This is a genomic window from Verrucomicrobiia bacterium (assembly GCA_035765895.1).
Classification (GTDB): domain Bacteria; phylum Verrucomicrobiota; class Verrucomicrobiia; order Limisphaerales; family DSYF01; genus DSYF01.
Genome location: DASTWL010000064.1, coordinates 35,306 through 58,762, shown reverse-complemented (window position 1 = coordinate 58,762; position 23,457 = coordinate 35,306). Strand labels below are relative to the sequence as shown.

Sequence of the window (23,457 nt, the reverse complement as noted above, 5' to 3'; positions counted from 1 at the left end):
CAGAATGGCGGTCAGGAGCAACGCCACGACCATCAGCGAGAAAATCATCAGGGTGCGCCCGGCCATGGCCTTGCCGAACTGGAACAACAACCAGCACAGACCGATGAAGGGCAGATAGACCTTGAACACCGCCCAGTTTTTCACGAACTCGTCGCGCCACTGCGAAAACACCGACGCCCCGGTCCCATTATGCAGCGCATCGAGCGGCGCGCTCTTGGCCACCCACAACAAGAGGTAGGCCAGCAAAGGAATGAGCACCAGCAGCACTTGTTTGTTGCGTTTCTTCATCTCGCTCAATTCCACCGAGCCCATGAAACGTCCAATCATCAAGCCGCCCCAGTAAATGGACACGTATTTACTGGCGTCGATCTCCTTCAAGCCCGCCACGCTGGGCTGCCCCAAAAAGTTGATGATGGCGCTGCCAACCGACACCTCGCCACCGACATACATGAAAATGGCGATGACCCCGAGCACGACGTGCGGGAATTTCAACGCACCCGCACCGGGTTCAACATGCCCCTCTCCCACGTGCGGGAGGTGGATGAAAAAGAACACCCCCGCGAGAATCAGGAAGATGATGCAGAACGCGAGGTAGGGCACTTTCACCGAATCCGCTCCATGCGCGCCGGTTTTCGCGAAGTATTGAAATATGAGCCAGCCGCCGATCAACGGCCCAATCGTCGTGCCAATGGAATTGAAACCCTGCGCGAGATTCAGCCGGCTGGACGCCGTCTTTTCCGATCCAAGGATCGTGACATACGGATTGGCCGCGATTTGCAGCATGGCAAAACCGAGACCGACAATGAACAGCGCCGCCAAGAACATCGGATACGATGCGGCTCCGGCCGCCGGCCAGAACAACGCACTACCTGAAGCCGAAATCAGGAGCCCAATGACCACACCGTTTTTGTAGCCAATCTTGGCAATTGGATCACCCGTGGTGGCTGAAATGGCGAAATATAACAATGACCCGATGAAGTAGGCACCGAAGAAGGCCAATTGCACGAGCATTGCGTGAAAATAGTCCAGCGTGAACGCCTCCTTGAAGCGGGGAATCAGAATGTCGTTGAACACGGTCATGAATCCCCACATGAAGAACAACGACGTCATGATCGCGAACGAGCCGCGATACGATTTGCCGTTGCCCGACGAGGTGGAGGGCGAAGTCGTAGTTGCGATGGAGGCCATACGATTGGATTGAACGTGCTGGTTTGTTTGAGACCAAATTCCCCGAACCGCACCGCGAACCGCCGGTTGACGGCCGCAATGTCCCCGGGTTCCGACCGGTTTTCCCAAGATTCGTCTGATCAGGGGTGTGCGGCGCTCAGGTAACTACAAACTGCGGCGCCGCCCAACCGTAAATTTGTGACCTTTATGGTAAAATTGTAGCCTGCGCCCGGCGCACTTCGGACCACCGGAAGACGGTTCATCCGGACAGCGTTTCCGCGCCGAACCACGAGAGATGTTCAGGGCTGGTGATTAACGAAAGCGATTAGCTGAAAATAGTTACAATAATACTAGAAAAGCTACATATTTCCTCTTGCTGCCCCTCGCGCCGGTCCGGAACATGCCCCGGTAAGCTGACCAATGTGCAGATCATCAACGGGTCGTTCCGTCTCATGAAGGCCATACTGGAGAAACACAAGCAATACCTGTTGACCGGCGTTTCCCACGTCATTCCGCTGATTGCTTGCGGGGGAATTCTTATCGCCGTTTCGCTGGCCTATGCTTTTCATTTCCATTTGTTGGATGCACATGGTGGGCCGGACCCGACGCAGGGCCCCTGGTTTGTGCAGGACATGTTCACCATCGGGGTCACGGCCTTCAAATTGTTTCCCGCCGTGCTGGGCGGATTCATCGCCTTCGGCATGGCCGGCAAACCGGGGCTGGTTCCTGGTTTTGTGGGCGGCTTGATCGCCGGCACCAATCAAACGATCGACGGCAAAACGGTCAGCGCTGGTTTTTTGGGAGCGCTGATCATCGGCCTGATCGCCGGCCACATCGTCAATTGGCTGAAGAAGCTGCCTACGCCGAAAATGCTCAAGCCGATCATGCCGATTATTGTCATTCCAATTATATCTGCCTTGCCGGTCGGCATGCTGATGCTCGCGCTGAATCTGCCCATGGCAAAACTGATGATCACCCTCAACCAAGGCTTGGAAAACATGCAGAGCGGTTCGCAGGTGATTCTGGCCATGGTGCTGGGAGCGATGATCGCCTTCGACATGGGCGGGCCGGTCAACAAGACCGCATTTTTCTTTGGGGTGGCCATGATCCAGCAGAATAATTTCGCCATCATGGGCGCGTGCGCGGCCGCCATTTGCACGCCTCCCCTGGGCCTGGGCCTCGCCACCCTGCTCGGCCGCAAACGATGGGGCGAGGAGCAGCGCGAAGCCGGGCTGGCTGCCCTGGGCATGGGCATGATTGGCATCACGGAGGGCGCCATCCCGTTTGCCGCCGCGGATCCCGTGCGGGTCATCCCTTCGATCATGTTTGGCTCGATGGTCGCCGCCGTCGTCGCCATGCTGGGCGGCGTGGGCGATCATGCACCGCATGGCGGCCCCATTGTTTTGCCGGTCGTGGACAACCGCATGGTTTACGTGCTGGCCATTCTCGCCGGCGCGGCCACCACGGCCATAACCATCAACACATTGAAGAAACTAACCGAAAAGCCGGCCTTGGGGCCGGCATCCGCAGCATCATGAAAATCGTAGCCGTAACCGCCTGCCCCACCGGCATCGCCCACACTTACATGGCGGCCGAAAAACTCGAAAAAACCGCCAAAAAAATGGGCCATACCATCAAGGTCGAAACCCAGGGCGCCATGGGCATCGAAAACGAACTGACCCAGCCCGAAATTGACGCCGCCGCCGTCGCCATCCTGGCCACAGACATCGCGCTGGAGCAGCCCGAACGCTTTGCGAACATCCGGAAAATTCAGGTGCCGGTCCAGGAAGCCTTGAAAAATCCCGAAGGCATCCTCGCCCAGTGCACGACCAGTTGAGGCCACCGCCAAGGAATGTCGCTCGAATTCAACTTCGTTTGTCCCCTGCCCAACGGGGTGCATGCCCGACCGGCCAGCGCCTTCGAGGAAATCGCGCGTGCTTTTGGGGCGGAGGTGGTCCTCACCAACTCCCGCACCGGCCGGGCGGCCAATGGCAAAAGCGTCCTCGCCATCGTCGGCGCGGACATCCGCAAGAACGACCCCTGTCTGATGAAAATCAGCGGCCCCGATGAAGCCGAGGCCATGGCCGTGCTCTCCGGATTTCTGACCCGCGAATTCCCGCACTGCGACGATGCCCTGCCGCCCGCCCCGGCGCGCAGCAGCAACGGCAAATCACCGCTTCCGCCCGTGCTGCGCGAGACGAGCGCCACGGTCCGCCACGGCCTGCCGGTTGTCAGCGGCATCGGCCAGGGGGAGGTCGTGCAGATCTGCGGCCTGCAGGTGCCCGCCTCCATTCCTCTGACCGGCGACGTGGATTTGGCCGCGGAAATCCGCACCGTGGATGCCGCCCTGACTTCGTTGGTGGATCATTACGAGGAACGGATGACGCGGCACACGTCGCAACTCGAACGCGACCTGTTGAAGGCGCACCGCTCCGTGGCGCGCGATCCGGAATTTCGCGCCAAGCTCCACGAATCACTGCGGCAGCCCGGGCGGACCGCCGCAGGCGCCATTGCCGATGCCGAGGCGCATTTCACCAGCATTCTCGCCGCCTCGGACAGTCTGCTGCTGCGCGAACGCGCCCTTGACGTGCGGGATGTGTGTTCCCAGTTGTTGCGCCAGATCCACGGCAAACAGGCCGGGGCGGCGGAGGTGAAGCTGCCCGAGACCGCCATTGTTGTCGCCGAGACGCTGACGCCAGGACAGTTCCTGCGCCTGGATCGTTCGCGGCTCAAGGGCCTCGTCCTCGGCCACGCGGGCACCACGTCGCATACCGTCATTCTGGCGCGCTCGTTTGGCATTCCCACGCTCACCGGCATTCCCGAACTGGCCTCGGCCCGGCTCCACGGCCGGGAGGCCATCCTGGATGGTGACGCCGGACTGCTGGTCACTGACCTCACCGAATCCATCCGCAAGTATTACGGCAAGGAACAAAAAAGGCTGGCCGCCCGCCGCGGCTATCAACGCCGTTTCATTCATCAACCCGGCATGACGTCGGATGGCCACCACGTGGAAGTGGCCGGCAACGTTGCCACCGCTGAAGAAGCCGCCGCGGTTTTTGCCGAAGGCGCGGAGGGCATCGGGTTGCTGCGCACCGAGATTTTGTTTCTCGACCGGGACATGCCGCCGGACGAAGCCGAGCAGTTTGAGGAGTATCAATCCATCCTGCGCGAAGCCGGCGACCGGCCCGTCATCATTCGCACGGTGGACATCGGCGGCGACAAGCCCCTGCCCTACCTGAAGCTGCCCTCCGAGGAAAACCCGTTCCTCGGCTATCGCGCTGTTCGCATCTACCCGGAATTTGAATCCCTTTTCCGCACGCAAATCCGCGCGCTGGTGCGGGCCTCGGCGCACGGCACGCTCAAGGTCATGATCCCGATGGTGACCAGCATGGACGAAGTGCGCTGGGTGCGGCGGATCATTCAGGAGGAACAGGCGCGTTGCGCCAGCCAGGGCATCGCCTTCAATCCGCGCATGCCCGTTGGTGCGATGATTGAAGTGCCCGCCGCCGCCTTCCTGCTGGACAAGCTCTGCCAGGAACTGGATTTCTTCAGCATCGGCTCGAATGACCTGCTCCAGTATTTTGCCGCAGCCGACCGCGCCAATCCGCGCCTCACCCGCCTGCAAAACCGGCTGCAACCCGCCTTTCTCCGGCTGCTCAAAAAAATCGTGGACGACGTGCACGCGGCGGGCAAATGGGTTGGCATCTGCGGAGAGATGGGGGCGCAGGCGCCATGCATGCCGTTGCTCGTCGGCTTCGGTGTGGACGAAATCAGCGTCGCCACCACGGCGGTCATGGCGTTGAAGGCGGAACTGGCCTCGTGGCCCGCCGCGGCCTGCCGGGAACTGGCGGCCGAGGCGTTGAACCGCGAAACCGCCGACGAAGTCATGGCGTTGACCGAACAACACGCCACCCGCCGGCTGGCCCCGTTGATCGCGCCGGAACTGGTGCTGCTGGACGCCGACTGCGCTACGAAGGAGGACGCGATTGAACACGCCGTCAACCAGCTCTATGTCGTGGGCCGCAGCGAGCACCCCAATCTGCTGGAGCAGGCCATTTGGCAGCGCGAAGCCGCCTATTCGACCGGATTCGGTCACGGGTTTGCGATTCCGCATTGCAAATCCGACGCTGTGCTCAAGAGCTCCTTGGTGATTCTCAAACTCCGCACGCCCGTGGACTGGGGCTCCCTTGATCATCAGCCGGTAAATTTCATCATTCTGATGGCCATCCGGGAGGAGGAACAGGCGAACGCGCACATGAAGATTCTCTCACGCCTGGCCCGCAAAGTGATGGATGAGGGATTCCGTGCCGAGCTCGTCCAGGCCAATGAGCCCGGCGCGCTCTGCGCCTTCCTCCGGTCGAACCTGGAAGCCTGAGCCCCGTGCATGGCGGCCGGTCCCGCCCCGGCGGCCGGCAAACTTCCTCAGCCCTTCTCCAGACGCCGCTCAAGCTCGTGGGCGGCGCTGATGAGAGCAAGATGCGTGAAGGCCTGGGGGAAATTGCCCAGCTGCGTGCCCAGCGGTCCGATTTCCTCGGCGAAGAGTCCCAGGTGATTGGCGTAGCCCAGCGTCTTCTCGAAACAGAAACGCGCCTTTTCCAGATCGCCAGACCGGGCGAGGCATTCCACATACCAGAAGGAGCACATGCTGAAGGTGCCTTCGCCGCCCGACAGCCCGTCGCCGCCGTTGCGGGTGTCATAGCGATACACGAGTGAATCCTCCACCAACGTCTCCTCGATCGCCTTCATGGTCTTGATCCAGCGCGGGTCGCTGGCGCTGATGAACTTGACCAGCGGCATCAGCAAACAAGAAGCGTCCAGACACTTGGAGCCCTTGTGCTGCACGAAAGCCTGCAGTTCACGATCCCAGAAATGCGCGTAAACGTCCTGGTAAATGCGGTCGCGCACCGCACACCAGCGCGGCAACGGGGCGGGAAAGGAGCGCTTGGTCGCCAGCCGGATGCCGCGGTCCACGGCCACCCAGCACATGATGCGGGAATACAAAAATTCCTGCCGCCCGCCGCGCACTTCCCAGATGCCCTCGTCCGGCTGCTCCCAATGGTCACAAACCCAGTCGATCAGCCGGACCAGATTCTCCCAAAAATCGTAGGAAATGGGCTCGCCATATTTGTTGTAGAGATAGACCGAATCCATCAGCTCGCCGTAAATGTCGAGCTGCAACTGGCCGCAGGCGCCGTTGCCGATGCGCACGGGCGCCGATTTGTGATAGCCTTCGAAGTGGGTCAGCTCCTGCTCCGTCAGATCGTGTCCGCCGTCGATGCCATACATCAACTGCAACGACCCGTCCGGTTTCAGTTCGTTGCAGCGCGCTTCAATCCATCGCATGAACGCCGCGGCTTCGGACGTATAACCCAGCCGCATCAACGCGTAGATCGTGAAGGATGCATCCCGTATCCACGTGTAGCGATAATCCCAGTTGCGCACGCCCCCCAGCTCCTCCGGCAAACCGAACGTGGGCGCGGCGACAATTGATCCGTTGGGCGCCGACGTGAGGAGCTTCAATGTCAGCGCGGAGCGGTCAACGACCTCACGCCAGCGGCCGCGGTATTGGGAACGCGCCAGCCAGCTCCGCCAAAAGTTGAGGGTCTGCTTGAACGAATCTTCCACGTAACGCGGCACCGACGACGGCGACGCGGCACCGGCCACCGCCTCCTCCAAAACAAACGCCGCTGTTTCGCCCGCCCGCAACTTGAATTCCGCCACGGCATCGCCGTTGACGATTTTTACCGGCACCTCGGACCGCAAACGCAGGGCGGTGCCGTCCCGGCCTCGCGAAACGAACAGCACCTCACCGTCCTTCTTTTCCACGCGATGCTCGGCCCGGCCGTAGTCAAACCGCGGTGCCATGAGCATGCGGAAGTGCACCTCGCCTTTCACCGCCTTCGCGCGCCGCACCAGATTGTGGGCGTGGCCCATGTCCGTGATGGGCATGAAATCCGAGACCTCTGCCACGCCGTCCACGCCCAGAAAGCGCGTCAGCAACATGTTTGAATCCGGCAGATAGAGCTGCTTGTTGCGCACTTCGCCCATCTGCGGACTCAATTTGAAGCGTCCGCCCCGCGCGTGATCGAGGAGCGCGGCAAAAATGGTCGGGGAATTGAACCGCGGAAACGACATGAAATCGATGGAGCCGTCGCGCCCGACCAGGGCGGCACTGTGCAGATCGCCAATCACGCCGTAATTCTCAATGGGTTGGTAGTTCATGATGTATTCTCGGCAATACGTCGCCCGGTTTGGACATCCGCCCGTTGACGTGCGTTCATCAGACCGCCACGGAAAGCCCCCTGCACTATGCTACAGGCGCGGTGATTTGCCACCCGCTTCTGGCCGCGGTGCCCACCAAGGCGCGGCACCGTCACTTTTACGGGTTGCCAGCCCCGGCGCGCTGCGCAACGTTGCCGTCATGAATCGTCGCCGGGCCATCCTGCTGTTCGCCGCTGCGCCGCTGGCTGTCTTCGCCCAAAGCAACGACACGCTTTCGGCGGATGACCTGTTCGACATGGGTCAGCAATTCCTCGAAGAAAACGTGGATGATGACGTGCCGGCCCAACTCGGCACGTTGGACCAGGAAAAAGTGCGCGCCGTGCTGAAACAGTTGCAGGCCGAATTTGACCAGGATTACGTGCTCGACCTCGCCGCCTTGAAGGACGCCGCGCAAACAGGCCTGCGCCTGCTCGAAGCGAATCCGGACACGCAGCCCTACGCTGACTGGCTCCGCCCACGACTCGATTACTTCGATGCGGCGGGACAGATGGACCGAGCCATCCCCGCACCGCGCCAGGAACCGGAAAATCCCGCGCCCCGCAAACCGGCTCCCTCGGCCGCTTTGGAAACCAGCACCTGGTCCAAACTGCTCAAGAATCGTTCCCGTCCGGCTGGCGCCCAAAAATTTGAACCCGCTCTGAAACGCATTTTTGCCCGGCACGGGCTGCCGCCGCAATTGTTCTGGCTCGCCGAGGTGGAATCGGATTTCAACCCGAAGGCGCGCAGTCCTGCGGGGGCCGTCGGACTTTACCAGCTCATGCCGCAAACGGCCAAATCGCTTGGCCTGACAACCTGGCCGTTGGACGAACGCAAAAATCCGGAAAAATCCGCCGATGCTGCCGCGCGCCATTTGCGGACGTTGTATGACCAGTTTCACGACTGGCCCCTGGCGGTCGCCGCCTACAACGCCGGCGCCGGGCGGGTTCAGGACAAACTCAGGCAGGCAAAAGAAAAGACCTTCGACGCCATCGCCGCGAAGCTGCCCAGCGAAACGCAATTATACGTCCCGAAGCTGAATGCCGTGCTCCAATTGCGCGAAGGCACGACGCTGGAGAAGCTGGCCAAACCCTCCTGATCAGCCTTCGTCCCGTCGCGGCCCAAACACTCTCCCTCGCGGCTTCAGACTGAAACCGCTGCCCGCCGCGCCCAGGCATCCGCCGCCAGAATCTCCTCCAGTGTCGGATGCTCGGTGACGCGGTGGGCGTCCATCGTGCAACGCACGGTTTCGGTGATTTGCGGAAAGTTTATTTTGCCGTTCACAAACGCGTCCACGGCGACTTCGTTCGCCGCGTTGAACACGGCGGGCATGGTGCCGCAGGTTTCGCCCGCACGACGCGCGAGTTCGATGGACGGAAAGCGCTCCACATCGGGCTCCTCGAAGGTCAACGAACCAATGCGCGGGAAATTGGTTTGCACACGGTCGCTGACAACCCGTTCGGGATACGTCAGCGCGTATTGAATCGGCAGGCACATGTCGGGCGTGGAGAGCTGCGCGATGAGTGAGCCGTCCACAAACTCCACCATGGAATGCACGATGCTCTGCGGGTGCACCACCACCCCGACGCGCGCCATCTCGATGTCAAACAGCCAGCGCGCCTCGATCATCTCGAGGCCCTTGTTGAAGAGCGTGGCGGAATCAATCGTAATCTTGCGGCCCATCACCCACGAAGGATGCTTGAGCGCGCGCTCGACGGTGATCTCGCCAAAACGTTCCTTGGGCCAGTCGGCCTTGCTGCGGAACGGGCCGCCGCTCGCGGTCAGCCAGAGCTTGCGCACCGATCCCGGCGGTTTGCCGTCGAGGCATTGAAAAATGGCGGAGTGTTCGCTGTCCACGGCCAGCACGCGCACGCCGGCCTTGCGCGCCTCGCGCATCACGATCTCACCGGCCATGACAAGGATCTCCTTCGAGGCAATGGCGATGTCCTTGCCCGCGCGGATCGCCGCCAAGGCCGGCTGCAAACCCGCCGTGCCCACGATGGCAATCAACACGATGTCCGCCCCGGGCATGGTGGCCAGCTTCAGCAGACCGTCATCGCCGGAATAAACTTCCACGGCCGTGCCGAGGGTGTCGCTGAGTTCCTTCACCTTGGACGGGTCACTGATGGAAATGGCCGCCGGCTGAAATTTGCGCGTTTGATCGAGCAGCAACTCGGAATTGTTGCCCGCCGCCAGGCCGACGAGGCGGATTTTGTCGGGCAAGTCCCCGGCCACTTTGAGGGTCGAGGTGCCGATGGAGCCGGTCGAGCCGAGCAGGACGACGTTCTTCATTGTTATCAGGGATGCGTCAGAATGTGCCGCAGATAGAGATACATGATGGGCGCGTTGAACAAAAGGCTGTCGAGCAGATCGAGAATGCCGCCAATCCCCGGGAACAGCTTGCCGGAATCCTTGAGGCCCGCTTCACGCTTGAAGAGCGATTCAATCAGGTCGCCGATGACCGCACTGACGCTGAGAATCACCCCGAGGATGATGGCGTGTTTCAGGTTCATTCCCAGCAGGTGGGCCTTGGCCAGATGAGCGAACACCACGCTGGCGATGGTGGAAACCAGGATTGCCCCGCCGAAACCTTCCCACGTTTTGCCGGGGCTGATGCGCGGAATCATCTTGTGCTTGCCAATCAACGAACCAACCGCGTAGGCGCCCATGTCGCTGAACTTCGTCACGAGGATGAAGTAGAGCACGAAGAACGTCCCGTCGCCCGGCGTGAGCACGGGGAAATAGTTGATCTGGGTGATGAAGTTCAACAGCCACGGCACATACATCAGGCCGAAGAGGGTCGTGGAGATCGCCACGATGCCCGCGGTGTTGCTCCGCGCCATGAACTGGCGCACGCAGAGCCCGAGCACGAACAGGATGAGGAAGCTTGTCTCGAAATCGTTGACGCGCGAGGGCGAATTGTGAATGCCAAGCTTGCCCGTGCAATGCAGGAAGATGCCCACCGTCATCAACACGCCCGCCGCGATGCCCCAGCCCTTGAAGCAAACCAGGTCCCGCTTTTGGGCGATGCCGTAGAACTCGAGCAATCCCGCCACGGAGAGCACCAGCATGATGGCGAGAAACACGTAATCGGACAGAAAGCGGTTGCCCGAGAACAACGCTCCGATGACGACGGCCCACAGCAGCAAGGAGCTCCCCAAGCGACGCACAAACACCTGCGCTTTGCTGGGCGCAGCAGGAGCGGCAACGGGTTGGTTCGACATCGGGCGGAGTTTGGAAAAACCGGCGGCGGCTCGCGAGAATTTTCGGACGCAAATTTTTTTATCATGCCGGCCTGGATGACAGCCTTCGTGGGCATTGGACGCGGCCCGCGGCTTCCGTTTTCCCCGGATTTTTTGAACACCCTGCTGGCCTGCCTGTCTTTCTGTCGTTAACATTTTGCGACCATGAACACGGGACTAACGGCCATCAACGCGGCGGTTGCGGAAGCCAGCTCCTTCACCCGCCCGCTCTTCAACGAACTCAGCAAGGTCATCGTCGGCCAGCAATACCTCACCGAGCGGCTCGTCATCGGACTGCTCGCGAACGGACACGTCCTCCTCGAAGGCGTGCCCGGCCTGGCCAAGACGCTCGCGGTGAAGTCGCTGGCAAACTGCATGCACGTGAAGTTCGCCCGCCTGCAATTCACGCCCGACATGCTGCCCGCCGACGTCATCGGCACGCAGGTTTACAACCCGCAGTCCGGCAACTTCACCACGCGCAGGGGCCCGGTCTTTGCCAACCTCGTCCTCGCCGACGAAATCAACCGCGCGCCCGCCAAGGTGCAATCCGCCCTGCTCGAAGCCATGCAGGAAAAGCAGGTCACCATCGGCGACCAGACTTACCGGCTGGAGGAACCCTTCCTCGTGCTCGCGACGCAGAACCCGATCGAACAGGAAGGCACCTATCCCCTGCCTGAGGCACAGGTGGATCGCTTCATGTTGAAGCTAAAAATCGGTTACCCGACGCGCACCGAAGAACGGCAAATCCTCGACATGATGGCGCGCACCAGCGGTCAGCCGCATACCGAAGCCGTCGTGGACCCGCAGCAAATCCTCAAGGCCCGCGAAGTCATCAACGACATCTACGTGGACGACAAGGTGAAGGACTACATCGTGGACGTGGTCTGCGCCACGCGTGACCCGGACCATTACAAGATTGCGGTAAAGGAATTCATCCAGCTCGGCGCCTCGCCGCGCGCGACCATCGCGCTGACGCTAGCGGCCAAGGCGTATGCGTTCCTCAAGGGCCGCGGCTACGTGACCCCGCAGGACGTGAAGAGCATCGGCATGGACGTGCTGCGCCACCGCGTGGCCATCACCTACGAAGCCGAGGCCGAGGAAAAGACCAGCGAGAACATCATCCAGAAGATTTTTGATGAGTTGCCTGTGCCGTGAGTCGTATGCGGGTCGAGCCTATCATCTGGATTTCATTGGTTTGCTTCAGTGTGCTGAGCGGTTGCTCAACGACGCCACGGCGCGAAGCTTCGCCAGTCTGGCCTCCTCTAGCTGAAGCGCTTGAAAGCAACCATCAAGTAACCAACAAACTGTCGCAACCGATTGAAATGGTTCTCAATCCGAAACACCAAGAAGAGTGGGTTGGCAGCGCCACCGAGCGGAAAGTTGTTATTCGCTCAGTAAACCGTGACCGCTGGGGGGATGGATCAAGAGTGAGACTGGATGGAGAAGGAGATTCTTTTTGGTTCGAAGCGGTATACAAAAAATCGCTTCCGCCGGTTGAAAAGGTTCTACAAGCACGTTCAGCATCGGCACTCGAAAAACTGTTTGGAAAACACACCAATATGGCAGGCGGCTACGATGGGGGCGGCAGCCAGATAAAGTATTACTATTTTACAGTCACACCTCATCGTCGCCTCGATGTGATGCTTGTTGAAATAGAAACATCAGGTGTGGTTAAAGGTCAGTTGCGCGTTTGGCTTGGCTCTCACTCTTTGGATGCTTCCGGATCATTAAGTAACTGAGCAAAGACTATGATCCCCCGCGAGATCCTCAAAAAAATCCGGCAGATTGAGATTCGCACGAACCGCATCGTGACGGAAACGCTCGCGGGCCAGTATCATTCCGTCTTCAAGGGCCAGGGCATGAACTTCGACGAGGTGCGCGAATACCAGCCCGGCGACGAGGTGCGCTCGATCGATTGGAACGTCACCGCGCGCATGAACCATCCGTTCGTGAAGAAGTTCGTCGAGGAACGCGAACTCACGCTCATGCTCGTGGTGGACGTCAGCGGCTCCGGGCGGTTCGGCTCGCAGGCGCAGTCCAAGCGGGAACTCGCCGCCGAGATCGCCTCCGTGCTCGCCTTCTCCGCCATCCGCAACAACGACAAGGTGGGCCTCGTCCTCTTCACCGACGAGGTGGAGAAGTTCATCCCGCCGCGCAAGGGCCGGAAGCACGTGCTCCGCGTCATCCGCGAAGTGCTGTTCTTCGAGCCGCAGCGTCGTGGGACGGATCTGCCCGGCGCATTGGAGTTTGCCAACCGCATGCTGGCGCATCGGGCCATCATGGTGATGGTGTCCGACTTTCTCGCCCCGGCGCTGGTGGAACCGAAGCCGGCCGACATTCGCAATTTCCAAACGTCCATCAAGCAGGCCAACCGCCGGCACGACCTGGTCGCCGTGCAAATCGCGGACCGCTATGAATTTGAGCTGCCCGATTTGGGCCGGCTGGTGCTGGAGGATGCCGAGTCGGGTGAAGTCGTCGAAATCAACACCGGCTCGGACGCGAACCGCAATGCCTTCGCCCTGCGTCAGTGGCGGAACCAGGCGGAACTGGACCGCATGTTCCGCTCGGCCCGGATTGACGCGATTCAATTGCGCACGGATCAGCCCTACGGGGTGGCCTTGGGACGGTTCTTCGAGACGCGGGAAAAGCGACGGTTGCGAGGTTGAGCATGGCAACGCTGGCACAAACGAACTGGAACGCAGTCACCGCAACCAACGGTCTGCACGACATCAAACCGCCCGTGGCCATCCCCAGCGGCTGGGCGTGGTTGTGGTGGACGCTGGCTGCGCTGGCCGTGGCGGGCTTGATCATTGGCGTGACGGCGTGGTTCCTTTCCCGGCGCAAGCAGGTCCCGCTGCCGCCACTCATCCCGCCCCACGTTCGGGCACGTCAACGGCTCGAAGCGGCGTTGCGCTGGTTGCACGAGCCCAAGCCGTTTGTGATCGCCGTCTCGGATGCGCTCCGCACCTATCTGGAGGAACGCTTCGACTTCCGCGCCCCGGAACGAACCACCGAGGAATTTTTGCGCGAGCTGCAGGCAACGCAGCTGCTCAATCCGGCGCAAAAGGAAAGTCTCGGCGACTTCCTTCAGCGCTGCGATCTGGTCAAATTCGCGCGTTACGAACCCACGGAGGCCGAATTGCGCGACCTGCACGGCGCCGCGGGCCGGCTCGTGGACGAAACCGAGCCGCGCCCGCTGGCCGCCCCGGGCGTCAATGAATCCGCCGCAGCCGTTTCATCGTGATGGTCATAACGTTTGCACATCCCTGGTTGTTGCTGCTGCTGCTCGGACTGCCCCTGGCGGCGTGGCTGAAAGGCCAACGCGGGCGGCCCGCGGCGTTTGTGTATTCCTCCACGAAGTTGGTGGCGGGCATCGGCGGCCCCACGCGTTCCCGCGCGGGACGGGTGCTGGCGGCGTTGCGCTGGGTGACGCTGGCCCTGTTCATCGTGGCACTGGCCCAGCCGCGGCTCTCGCGCAGCGAACAAACCATTCATGCCAGCGGGGTGGACATCGTTGTGGCGATTGACCTCTCAGGCAGCATGGAGTCGGAAGATTTCGAGATCGGCGGCCAGCGCGTGAACCGCATTAACATGGCCAAGCAGGTGTTGAAGCGGTTCATCGACAAGCGGCCCAACGACCGCATTGGTTTGGTGGCTTTTGCTGCCAAGGCCTACATCGCCTGCCCGCTGACGCTCGACCATGATTTTCTCGAACAGAACATTGACCGGCTGAAGTTGCATCTGATCGAGGACGGCACGGCCATCGGCTCGGGGCTGAGCGCGGCGGTCAACCGGCTGCGCGACCTCAAGGCAAAGAGCAAGATCGTCATCCTCATGACGGACGGGCAGAACAACGCGGGCAAGATTCCGCCGCTGACGGCCGCCGAGGCCGCGGCCGCGCTGGGGGTGAAAGTTTACACCATCGGGATCGGCACCCGCGGGCAAGCGCCGTTTCCCGTGGTGGACGTGTTCGGCCGGCACACGTATCAGATGGTGCCGGTGGACATTGACGAAGGCACGTTGCAGAAGATTGCCGACAAGACGGGCGGCAAATACTACCGCGCCGACAACGCGCAGCGGTTTCAAAACATCTACGCGGAGATCGACAAGCTGGAGAAGACCGAAATGGACGTAAAGCGGTTCACCCATTATGAGGAACTGGCCGGCTGGCTGATTGCGCCGGGCCTGCTGTTGTTGTTTGCCGAACTCGGGCTGGGCAACACCGTCTGGCGGAGGCTGCCATGAGATTTGCCCATCCGCACGTGCTCTGGCTGCTGCTGGTCGTCCCGCCGGCGTTGATGGCATTTCTGTGGTGGGCCGGACGCAACCGGCGGCGCTTGTTGACCGCGTTCGTTCAGGCACGGCTGCTGCCGGAGCTGGCCGTCGGGATTTCGCCCGCCCGCGAACAGCTTCGCGCGCTGCTGCTGGTCGGGGCCGCGACGGCGTTGGTCATCGCCCTCGCCCGTCCGCAATGGGGATTCACCTGGCAGGAAGCGCACCAGAAAAGTCTCGATGTCGTGGTGGCGATTGACACGTCCAAATCCATGCTGGCTGACGACATCGCACCGAGCCGGCTGGCGCGCGCAAAACTGGCCGCGCTGGATTTGATGCAGACCGCCAAGTCAGACCGGCTCGGGCTCGTGGCCTTTGCCGGCGACGCCTTCCTGGAATGCCCGATGACGATTGATGAATCGGCCTTTCGTCAGAGCGTGGACATGCTGGACGTCAACACCCTGCCCCAGGGAGGAACGGCCATCGCCGAGGCCATCGCGACCGCACAAGCGGCCTTCAAGGAAGGCGATGGCTACAAGGTGCTGGTTCTTTTCACCGACGGTGAAGATCACGATGCCAACGCCGTCGAGGCCGCCCGCAAGGCAGCCGCGGCCGGGCTGCGCATTTTCACCATTGGGATCGGCTCGCCCGAGGGCGTGCTGCTGCCCGAATCCGTCCGCGATGAAAACGGCAACCGCGTGAAGTCCCGGCTGGACGAAACGCTGCTGAAGGAAATCGCCCAAGCCGGACATGGATTTTATCTGCCGCTGCGCGGCTCCAAGGTCATTGAAACGCTTTATGAAAAGGGATTGGCACCGCTGCCCCGGACCGAATCTGAAGCCCGGCTCTACAAGGATTACCACGAACAATTCCACTGGCCGCTGGCGCTGGCCATCCTGCTCCTGCTCGGCGAAATCTTGTTGCCGGCGCGACTGGGCAAATCCACCCCGACGACAGGGTCACTGCCCGTCGCGAAACGACAGGCGGTGGTCGCACTTTGGCTCGCGGTTTTCCTGCTGCCGCCCCTGGCATGGGGTTCGGCGGCCGGCGCATTGCGCGATTACCAGAGCGGGCGCTTTGACAAGGCCAGGAGCGAATACGAGCGGTTGCTGAAAAAACGGCCGGACGACACGCGGCTCGCCCTGAATGCGGGCACAGCCGCCTACCGAAATGGAAAATTCGACGAGGCCGCGACGTTGTTGAGCAAGGCCGCGACCGCGCCGGACCTGAACCTGCAGCAACGCGCCTACTACAACCGGGGCAACACCCTGTTCCGCCAGGGTCAGAACGAAGCCAGCCCGCAAACCCGCCAACAGCTGTGGGAAAAATCACTGAGCGACTTTGACAGTGCCCTGAAGCTGAATGCGCAGGATGCAGACGCCAAACACAATTACGAATTCGTCAAACAACAGCTGGAGCAGTTGAAGCAACAGCAAAAACAGCAGCAGCGGCAGAATCAGCAACAATCCAAGCCGGATCAAAAACAAAACCAGCAGCAGAACCAGCAGCAACAAAACGGGAAACGGGACCAGCAAAAGTCCGACGAACAAAAGCAGCAACAACAGCAGCAGGAACAACAACAATCCAATCCCCAGCAAGGCGGCCAGAACAAGCCCTCACCGGACGACCAAAAGCAACCAGCGTCGCCATCGCCGCAAGAGCAGCAGAAGCAGCCGCAGCAACCGTCAGAACCCACCAAATCCGAAGGCGAAAAGCGTCAGGAGCAGGCGGCGGAACAAGCCACGGCAAACGGCCAGCGTCAGGGGGAAATGTCGCCTGAACAGGCGCGCCGTTTTCTGGACGCCATGAAGGGCGACGAGCAGGTGCTGCCGTTGCAGAAGCTGGAATCACCGCCGGCCGGCCATCCCCCAACCAAGGACTGGTGATCCTGGCAAACAAAGAAAAAGGGCAGGCAAAATTGCCTGCCCTGTCAGATTTTTAACGAGCGGTGGATTACTCAGCCGCCTTGGTGCTGCGGGTCTTCTTACCGCCTTCGCCTTCGGCGCGGCGCGTCCGACGTTCGGCCTTTCCTTCCTCCTTCTTCGGCTCGGCTTCCACCGGCGCCGGCAGCGGATTAAGGCTTTCCACCCGCACCTTGAGCGTCGCTTTTACGTCGCTGTGCAGATTCATTTCGACCTCGTGTTCGCCCAAGGTCTTTAAACCGTGGTCGGTCTGAATCTTCTTCTTGTCGAGACTGATGTCGAACTGGTGTTTCAGCTCGTCGGCGATCATGCCATTGGTGACGTGGCCGAACATCTTGCCGTCTTCGCCGGTCTTGACCTTGATGACGAGCACGAGCTTCTGCAGGCTCTTCGCCAGCTCGGTCATCGAGTTGAGTTCGTGCGCCTCGCGCTCGGCGCGGCGCTGGCGGAGGGCTTCGAGACGGCGCTTGTTCCCGGAGCTCAGCGGAATCGCGAGGCCCTGCGGAATCAGGTAATTGCGGGCGTAACCGGCAGCAACCTTCACCTGGTCGGATTCGCCACCCAGCCCAACGATGTTTTGAACGAGAATTACTTCAGTCTTGGCCATAAACGTGATGCGTGAAAATCAAATCGGTTGGAATGAACAAAAATTAGAACGGCACGTCGTCGCTCTCCGGCGGGACGTCGCCCGACAGGGGCTCCGCCGAAGCGGAGGGAGCTGGACGGGCGGCGGGACGAGGCCCGCCTTCTGCGTCACCGCGGTTTGAGTCGATGAAGGAAAAGCTTTCGAGAACAACCTTCAGCTTGCTCATTTTCTGCTTCGTGTTCTTGTCCTCCCAGGAATCCAGCTTGAGCCGGCCCTCCACCAGCAGCGGCCGGCCTTTCTTCATGTATTGGCCGATCACCTCCGCCTGACGCCCCCAAACTTCGACGTCGATGAAGCTGACCTCTTCCTTCTTCTGGCCATCTTCGCCGCCAAAAACACGGTTCACCGCCAGCGTGATGCGGGCGACGGCGGTGCCTTTCGGCGTGTAACGCAGCTCCGGGTCGCGGGTCAGATTGCCCGCCAAGATGACTTTGTTAAAGCTGGCCATGAGGACTTTCCGCGGCGGGCGGCATTACTTCGCCACCGCCGGCTCCGGCAATGCGGTGAACAGGGTCCGAAACACATTCTCGTTCAAGGCAAAATGGCGCTGCAACTTGCGCAGTGCCTCCGGGCCGGCTTCAAAGATGAAGTTGACGTAGTAACCTTCCTTCAACTTGTTGTCGCCAACGCGGGAGAAGCCGCGCTTTTCCATCTTTTGCACAGTCTCAACCTTGATGCCTTGGGCGGTTAACTCGGACTTGATGGCCTCAACCAGGTCGTTGACACCCTCTTCCTTGCCCGCCGTATTCAGAATAAACAAACCTTCGTAACGTTTCACTGCTCTTTTCCTTCGTTGGTGGGACAGGCAACTGTCCCGTTAAATTGATTCATCGCCCTCGAACCGCCCTCGACGGCCCAGCACGCAGCCTGGTCCGCCGCCCGCGACAACACCGCTGCGAGCAGCGGTTCGTCCGCCGTCGCAAACCGTCCCAGCACATGGCCCGTGATCTGCCGCACCGCGCCCTGCCGCCCAATGCCAATCCGAAGCCGCGGAAAGTCGCGGGTGCCCAAATGCTGCTCGACCGACTCCAGTCCGTGATGCCCTCCGCTGCTGCCGCGGAGGCGAAGCCGCAGTTCGCCAAACGGCAAATCCGCATCATCCACCACCACCAAACAGCCGGCGGCCGTCACCCGATAAAACCCCGCCAGCGGCCGCACGGCCTCGCCACTGGCGTTCATGAACGTTTGCGGCTTGCACAAAACGACCTGAACGCCCGGCGCAACAGTGGCCCTGGCCACCTGCGCGTTAAACTTCCGCTCGGTCTGCCAGACCAGTTTCCAGCGCGAGGCCAGCTGGTCCGCCACCAAAAAACCGGCGTTGTGCCGTGTCCGTGCGTATTCGGCTCCCGGATTCCCCAAACCCACGATGAGCCGGAGATTTTCCATGTGCCGTCGCTCGGGAACCCATCCGCGGGGGCTTCCACCACCCGCGCGGCATTACTTCTTTTTGTCGGCAGCCGGCGCGGCGGATTTCTCGCCCGCCTTCGGGGCGGCAGCCTTGTCGCCCGCCTTGGGCGCAGCAGCAGCCGCGCCTTCTTCCTTCTTCTCTTTGATCATCTCCACGGCGCCTGCAGCCGGGGCGGCTCCTTCAGCGACCGGAGCTTCCTCAACCTCGGCGCGCGGTTTCGCACAGGACACCACGACCACTTCCTTGTGGCCGAGGATTTCCACCCCGGCGGGCGGCTTGATGTCGCCAAGATGAATGGAGCGGTCAATCTCAAGCGCGCTCACATCGAGAACGATTTGCTCGGGCAAATCCTTGGGCAGGGCGCGCACCTTGATTTTGAACAGGACGTGTTCGAGAACGCCGCCGGAGAGTTTTACCCCCGCGGCTTCGCCCGTGGTTTCCACCGGCACGGAGATGGTGACTTTTTCGTTTTCGGCGACTTCGTGAAAATCAACGTGCAACACCCGGCCGTTGAGCGGATGATGCTGGACTTCCTGCACGAGGGCCAGTCGCTTGGGCTTGGGGTCGTCCTTGACGCTCAAATCCACAAGCACGTTCTCGGAAATGCCGTGCAGGATCAGGTTGCCCAGTTCCCGGGCATCGACATCAAGATTTTGCGGCTGGGAGTTGCGCCCGTAAATGACCGCAGGGATGCGGCCGGAGGCACGAAGTTTTTTGTTGGCGCTGCGGCGGATTTCCGAGCGCACCGAGGCATTAAGTGCTACAGATTTCATTTTTTCAGCAATTCAAATACTCACCGTCACCGCTCAGGCGGGACGTCCATCTTTGAAAGCGAACAAGGAATTCACGGATTGATTGCTGTGAATTCGTTTGATGGCTTCACCCAACAAACCCGCCACCGACAAGGTGGTCAGTCTGACCCCGTCAATTGGCGGGCGGAAGACAGTATCAGTCGTGATAAGTTCGTCAATGACTGATTTGCGCAGTCGTTCGATGCCGATGGGGCTCAAAACCGCGTGCGAAACGCAGGCCAAAATCTTCCTCGCTCCCTGCTTTTTGAGGAAGTCCGCGGCGCTCACCAGGGTGCCGCAGGTCTCCGTCAGATCGTCCACCAGCAGGCAGTTCTTGCCCGCCACCTCCCCGATGAGCGCAATGGCTTCCACCTCCGTGGCGCTCTTGCGCGACTTCGCCACAATGGCCAGCCCGGCACCGAGAAACTGCGAATAGGCGTGCGCCATCTTCAACCCACCAACGTCCGGACTGACGATGACAAGATCGGGAATTTTTTTGCGCTTCAAATAACGATAGATGACCGGTGACGCATAAAGGTGATCCACCGGAATGTCGAAAAAGCCCTGAATCTGCTGGGCGTGCAAATCCATGGTCAGCACGCGATTGGCCCCGGCGGCAACCAGCAGGTTGGCCACCAGCTTGGCGGTGATGGGCACGCGCGGCTGGTCCTTGCGGTCCTGCCGGGCATAACCATAAAACGGCAGCACGGCGGTGATGCGTTTGGCGCTGGCCCGCCGGAGTGCGTCAATCATGATGAAGCACTCCATGAGGTTGTGGTTCGTGGGCGGTGACGTCGGCTGGACCAGGAAGACATCCTCGCCCCGGACATTATCCTCGATTTTTACAAACGTCTCGCCGTCGGGAAACGGTTTGATGGTGCATTTGCCGAGGGCCACGCCGACATTCTTGCAGATGGCCCGGGCCAGGGGCTCATTGGCTGTGCCGCTGAAAATTTTCACGTGCTGATGACTTCAGGGTTGGAAATAAAAAAGACCACCGGTTCAGGTGGACTTGCCGCGCCGCGAACTGTAACAAGCCGCCCTTCCCCCGCAAGGTGAATCTCCGGCGGCGCCGGGCGGTTTCACCGGCCGATCCAGCCGCCCCCCACGACCAGATCATCCTGATAGAACACGCAGGCTTGACCGGGCGTGATGGCCCGCTGGGGCGTGTGCAGCTCGACGCGGGCGGTTCCATCCGAATGCGGTGTCACCGTGGCCGGCGTGCCGGGGTGGTTGTAACGAATTTTGGCCAGCGCTTCAAAACGGGCGGGCGGCTCGGCAAACGGAATCCAGTTGCACCGCTCAATCCGGAACTCCGCCCGTTCCAGCGCAGATTCATCCCCCACAATCACGCGGTTGCGGGCCGCATCCAGCTCGACGACATACAAGGGCCGCGGCGAGGAAAGCCCCAGCCCCTTGCGTTGACCGATGGTGTAAAACTCGATGCCGTCATGATGGCCGAGCACGTGCCCGTGCAGATCCACGATTTCACCGCGATGTGGCTCAACCAACCTGGCCTGCTGCAGAAAGCGGCCGTAATCCTTGTCCGGCACGAAGCAAATTTCCATGCTCTCCTCCTTGTCGGCCGTCTTGAGTCCGCAATGACGCGCCGTGTCGCGCGTGTCGGTTTTGGTCAATTCCCCCAGCGGAAACACCACGCGGCGCAACTGTTCCTGCCGCAGCGAAAACAGAAAATAGCTCTGGTCCTTGCGCACGTCACGACCGCGCCGCAACAGCACGCAGCCGTCCTCACGGCGCTCGACCCGGGCGTAATGCCCGGTCGCAATAAAATCCGCCCCGAGCTGCTGCGCGCGATTGATGAGATTGCCAAACTTCAGCCGTTCGTTGCACATCACACAGGGATTGGGCGTGCGGCCAGCCTTGTATTCTTCCGCAAAATAGTTGATGACCGCCTTCTGAAAGTCCTCGGCCTCGTCCACGAGATAGAATGGAATGCCCAGCTTGTGCGCCACGGAACGCGCGTCCGTCACGGCTTGCGGGCCACAGCACTTGTCCTCGGCCCGCGACACGCAATCCTGCGGCCACAGTTTGAGGGTGATGCCAATCACGTCCCAGCCCTGCTCCAACAGCAGGGCGGCGGCCGCGGACGAATCCACGCCACCACTCATGCCCAAAACCACGCGTTGTTTTGTCGCTGCGCTCACCATGCCCATTTTAACGGCTTGCGGTTGATCTGCCAAAAAAGAAGCGCGGGCTGTTCGGCCCGCGCTCCCGGATTGAAAACCCCTCAGGGCAGTTCCGTGACGCCCATGAGGAAACGGTCCACCTCCCGTGCGGCGCCCCGTCCTTCGTTGAACGCCCACACGACCAGGCTCTGGCCGCGCCGGCAATCGCCCGCGGCGAAAACCTTGGGAATGCTGGTGGCATACCTGCCGTGCTCCGCCTTCACGTTGCTGCGTGGATCGCGCTCGACACCGAGGCTGTCGAGCAACGGCTGTTCAGGTCCGAGGAAGCCCATCGCGAGGAGCACGAGCTGGGCGGGAATGACGCGTTCGGTCCCCGGGACATCCTTGGGAATGAACTGTCCCTTCTCGTTTTTCTCCCACTGAATTTGCACCAGATGGACGGCCTTGACGTGCCCCTGCTCATCCGTTTCGAACTTTTTCGCCGTGGTCAGATAAACACGCGGGTCGGCGCCAAACTTCGCGGCTGCCTCCTCCTGGCCGTAATCAAGCTTGTAAACCTTGGGCCACTCGGGCCACGGATTGTCCTTGGCCCGCTCCAGCGGCGGTTTCGGCAGAATTTCCACCTGCACCAGGCTTTTGCAGCCGTGGCGCAGTGAAGTTCCCACGCAGTCGGTGCCGGTGTCACCGCCGCCGATGACAACGACATCCTTGCCCTCCGCGGAGATGAAGCTGCCGTTCTTGTGCCCGTCGAGCAACGCCTTGGTGTTCGCGGTGAGAAAGTCCATGGCAAAGTGAATGCCCTTCGCGGAACGGCCTTCAATCGGCAAATCGCGCGGCTTGGTGGCGCCCGTGCAGATCACGATGGCGTCAAATTCGGCCAGCAACTGCTGCGCCGTGAGGTCGCGGCCCACCTCACAGTTGCACTTGAACACGACGCCCTCGGCCTCCATTTGCTGGAGCCGGCGCGCCACCACCTTTTCCTTGTCGAGCTTCATGTTGGGGATGCCATACATGAGCAGGCCGCCGGCGCGGTCGGCGCGTTCAAAGACGGTCACCAAGTGCCCGGCACGATTGAGCTGGGCCGCCGCGGTCAGGCCCGCGGGACCGGAGCCAATGACGGCCACTTTCTTGCCGGTGCGCTTTTGCGGCGGCTCGGGCACAACCCAGCCATGCTCCCAGCCGTAATCGATGATGGAGCACTCGATGTTCTTGATGGTCACGGGCGGGGCATTGATGCCCAGCACGCAGGAGCCTTCGCACGGCGCCGGACAAACGCGGCCGGTGAAGTCCGGAAAGTTGTTCGTCTTGTGCAGCCGCTCCAGCGCCTCCTTCCAAAGTCCGCGATAGACGAGGTCGTTCCACTCGGGGATGAGGTTGTTGACGGGGCAGCCGCTGGCCATGCCGCTGACCAGCGTGCCGTTGTGGCAGAAGGGAATGCCGCAATCCATGCAACGCGCCGCCTGCTCGCGCAGTTTCGCGTCATCCATGTGCTCGTGGAATTCGTTCCAGTCGGCGATGCGCTTGATGGCATTACGATCCAGCGGCAGTTCGCGGAGGTATTCGAGGAATCCAGTCGGTTTGCCCATGCTTGATGTCTTTCAGGT

Annotated in this window: 22 protein-coding genes; 10 read left to right on the top strand and 12 right to left on the bottom strand. The window is 61.1% G+C overall.

The window, feature by feature from the left end; all coding sequences use genetic code 11:
• Nucleotides 1-1,188, bottom strand: a 1,188-nt coding sequence (locus VFV96_13175) for an MFS transporter (GenBank protein ID HEU5071351.1), incomplete at its 3' end; no start/stop codon positions are given.
• A 431-nt stretch (nucleotides 1,189-1,619) separates the two neighbouring features.
• Here VFV96_13175 and VFV96_13170 point away from each other — a divergent pair.
• From VFV96_13170 to ptsP, 3 genes are read left to right on the top strand one after another with little or no spacing between them, the layout of a single operon-like run.
• Nucleotides 1,620-2,705 (top strand): PTS fructose transporter subunit IIC, encoded by a 1,086-nt coding sequence (locus VFV96_13170; protein HEU5071350.1) that lies wholly within the window; start codon nucleotides 1,620-1,622, stop codon nucleotides 2,703-2,705.
• A complete protein-coding gene (locus tag VFV96_13165) occupies nucleotides 2,702-3,004 on the top strand; it encodes a PTS fructose transporter subunit IIB (protein HEU5071349.1) in 303 nt (100 codons plus the stop codon). Before VFV96_13170 ends, VFV96_13165 begins: the two co-directional genes overlap by 4 nt.
• Nucleotides 3,005-3,019: 15 nt before the next feature.
• Nucleotides 3,020-5,542, top strand: a complete 2,523-nt coding sequence (gene ptsP / locus VFV96_13160; protein ID HEU5071348.1) for a phosphoenolpyruvate--protein phosphotransferase — start codon at nucleotides 3,020-3,022, stop codon at nucleotides 5,540-5,542.
• A 47-nt stretch (nucleotides 5,543-5,589) separates the two neighbouring features.
• Here ptsP and VFV96_13155 read toward each other — a convergent pair whose 3' ends face one another.
• Nucleotides 5,590-7,389: a glycoside hydrolase family 15 protein gene (locus VFV96_13155; protein ID HEU5071347.1), complete on the bottom strand. Its 1,800-nt coding sequence runs from the start codon at nucleotides 7,387-7,389 to the stop codon at nucleotides 5,590-5,592.
• Between the two features lie 199 nt (nucleotides 7,390-7,588).
• On the opposite strand from VFV96_13155, the gene VFV96_13150 reads away from it, so the two are divergent.
• Nucleotides 7,589-8,524, top strand: coding sequence for a lytic transglycosylase domain-containing protein (locus VFV96_13150; GenBank protein HEU5071346.1), 936 nt, complete (start codon nucleotides 7,589-7,591; stop codon nucleotides 8,522-8,524).
• Nucleotides 8,525-8,568: 44 nt separating this feature from the next.
• Here the strand turns inward: VFV96_13150 and VFV96_13145 are convergent, their stop codons facing one another.
• Both VFV96_13145 and VFV96_13140 read right to left on the bottom strand, forming a co-directional pair.
• Nucleotides 8,569-9,717 (bottom strand): 1-deoxy-D-xylulose-5-phosphate reductoisomerase, encoded by a 1,149-nt coding sequence (locus VFV96_13145; protein ID HEU5071345.1) that lies wholly within the window; start codon nucleotides 9,715-9,717, stop codon nucleotides 8,569-8,571.
• 5 nt (nucleotides 9,718-9,722) lie between these two features.
• Nucleotides 9,723-10,649, bottom strand: a complete 927-nt coding sequence (locus VFV96_13140; protein ID HEU5071344.1) for a CDP-archaeol synthase — start codon at nucleotides 10,647-10,649, stop codon at nucleotides 9,723-9,725.
• Between the two features lie 183 nt (nucleotides 10,650-10,832).
• Between VFV96_13140 and VFV96_13135 the strand changes: the two genes are divergently transcribed.
• The 6 genes from VFV96_13135 to VFV96_13110 are packed head-to-tail and all read left to right on the top strand — an operon-like array spanning nucleotide 10,833 to nucleotide 16,825.
• The gene (locus VFV96_13135; protein ID HEU5071343.1) at nucleotides 10,833-11,822 is read left to right on the top strand and encodes a MoxR family ATPase; all 990 of its coding nucleotides are present in this window, start codon (nucleotides 10,833-10,835) and stop codon (nucleotides 11,820-11,822) included.
• Nucleotides 11,819-12,406 carry a hypothetical protein gene (locus VFV96_13130; protein ID HEU5071342.1) on the top strand — a complete coding sequence of 196 codons (588 nt, stop codon included), beginning with the start codon at nucleotides 11,819-11,821 and terminating at the stop codon, nucleotides 12,404-12,406. Before VFV96_13135 ends, VFV96_13130 begins: the two co-directional genes overlap by 4 nt.
• A 9-nt stretch (nucleotides 12,407-12,415) precedes the next feature.
• Nucleotides 12,416-13,333 (top strand): DUF58 domain-containing protein, encoded by a 918-nt coding sequence (locus tag VFV96_13125; protein ID HEU5071341.1) that lies wholly within the window; start codon nucleotides 12,416-12,418, stop codon nucleotides 13,331-13,333.
• Between the two features lie 2 nt (nucleotides 13,334-13,335).
• Nucleotides 13,336-13,911, top strand: coding sequence for a DUF4381 family protein (locus VFV96_13120; protein HEU5071340.1), 576 nt, complete (start codon nucleotides 13,336-13,338; stop codon nucleotides 13,909-13,911).
• Complete coding sequence (locus VFV96_13115; protein ID HEU5071339.1) at nucleotides 13,911-14,912, top strand: VWA domain-containing protein; 1,002 nt, start codon at nucleotides 13,911-13,913, stop codon at nucleotides 14,910-14,912. The genes VFV96_13120 and VFV96_13115 overlap by 1 nt, the downstream gene beginning before the upstream one ends.
• Nucleotides 14,909-16,825 carry a VWA domain-containing protein gene (locus VFV96_13110; protein HEU5071338.1) on the top strand — a complete coding sequence of 639 codons (1,917 nt, stop codon included), beginning with the start codon at nucleotides 14,909-14,911 and terminating at the stop codon, nucleotides 16,823-16,825. Before VFV96_13115 ends, VFV96_13110 begins: the two co-directional genes overlap by 4 nt.
• A gap of 67 nt (nucleotides 16,826-16,892) precedes the next feature.
• Here the strand turns inward: VFV96_13110 and rplI are convergent, their stop codons facing one another.
• The 8 genes from rplI to VFV96_13070 form a co-directional block, all read right to left on the bottom strand.
• A complete protein-coding gene (gene rplI / locus VFV96_13105; GenBank protein ID HEU5071337.1) occupies nucleotides 16,893-17,468 on the bottom strand; it encodes a 50S ribosomal protein L9 in 576 nt (191 codons plus the stop codon).
• Between the two features lie 43 nt (nucleotides 17,469-17,511).
• Nucleotides 17,512-17,955, bottom strand: coding sequence for a single-stranded DNA-binding protein (ssb, locus tag VFV96_13100; protein ID HEU5071336.1), 444 nt, complete (start codon nucleotides 17,953-17,955; stop codon nucleotides 17,512-17,514).
• 24 nt (nucleotides 17,956-17,979) lie between these two features.
• Nucleotides 17,980-18,285 (bottom strand): 30S ribosomal protein S6, encoded by a 306-nt coding sequence (locus tag VFV96_13095; GenBank protein ID HEU5071335.1) that lies wholly within the window; start codon nucleotides 18,283-18,285, stop codon nucleotides 17,980-17,982.
• On the bottom strand, nucleotides 18,282-18,893 hold the full coding sequence (pth, locus tag VFV96_13090; protein HEU5071334.1) for an aminoacyl-tRNA hydrolase: 612 nt from the start codon (nucleotides 18,891-18,893) through the stop codon (nucleotides 18,282-18,284). The genes VFV96_13095 and pth overlap by 4 nt, the downstream gene beginning before the upstream one ends.
• Before the next feature lie 51 nt (nucleotides 18,894-18,944).
• Nucleotides 18,945-19,688: a 50S ribosomal protein L25 gene (locus tag VFV96_13085; protein ID HEU5071333.1), complete on the bottom strand. Its 744-nt coding sequence runs from the start codon at nucleotides 19,686-19,688 to the stop codon at nucleotides 18,945-18,947.
• 33 nt (nucleotides 19,689-19,721) lie between these two features.
• Nucleotides 19,722-20,666, bottom strand: a complete 945-nt coding sequence (locus VFV96_13080; GenBank protein HEU5071332.1) for a ribose-phosphate pyrophosphokinase — start codon at nucleotides 20,664-20,666, stop codon at nucleotides 19,722-19,724.
• 122 nt (nucleotides 20,667-20,788) lie between these two features.
• Nucleotides 20,789-21,871 (bottom strand): tRNA 2-thiouridine(34) synthase MnmA, encoded by a 1,083-nt coding sequence (mnmA, locus tag VFV96_13075; protein ID HEU5071331.1) that lies wholly within the window; start codon nucleotides 21,869-21,871, stop codon nucleotides 20,789-20,791.
• Between the two features lie 83 nt (nucleotides 21,872-21,954).
• Nucleotides 21,955-23,439, bottom strand: coding sequence for a glutamate synthase subunit beta (locus VFV96_13070; GenBank protein HEU5071330.1), 1,485 nt, complete (start codon nucleotides 23,437-23,439; stop codon nucleotides 21,955-21,957).
• Nucleotides 23,440-23,457: the final 18 nt, after the last annotated feature.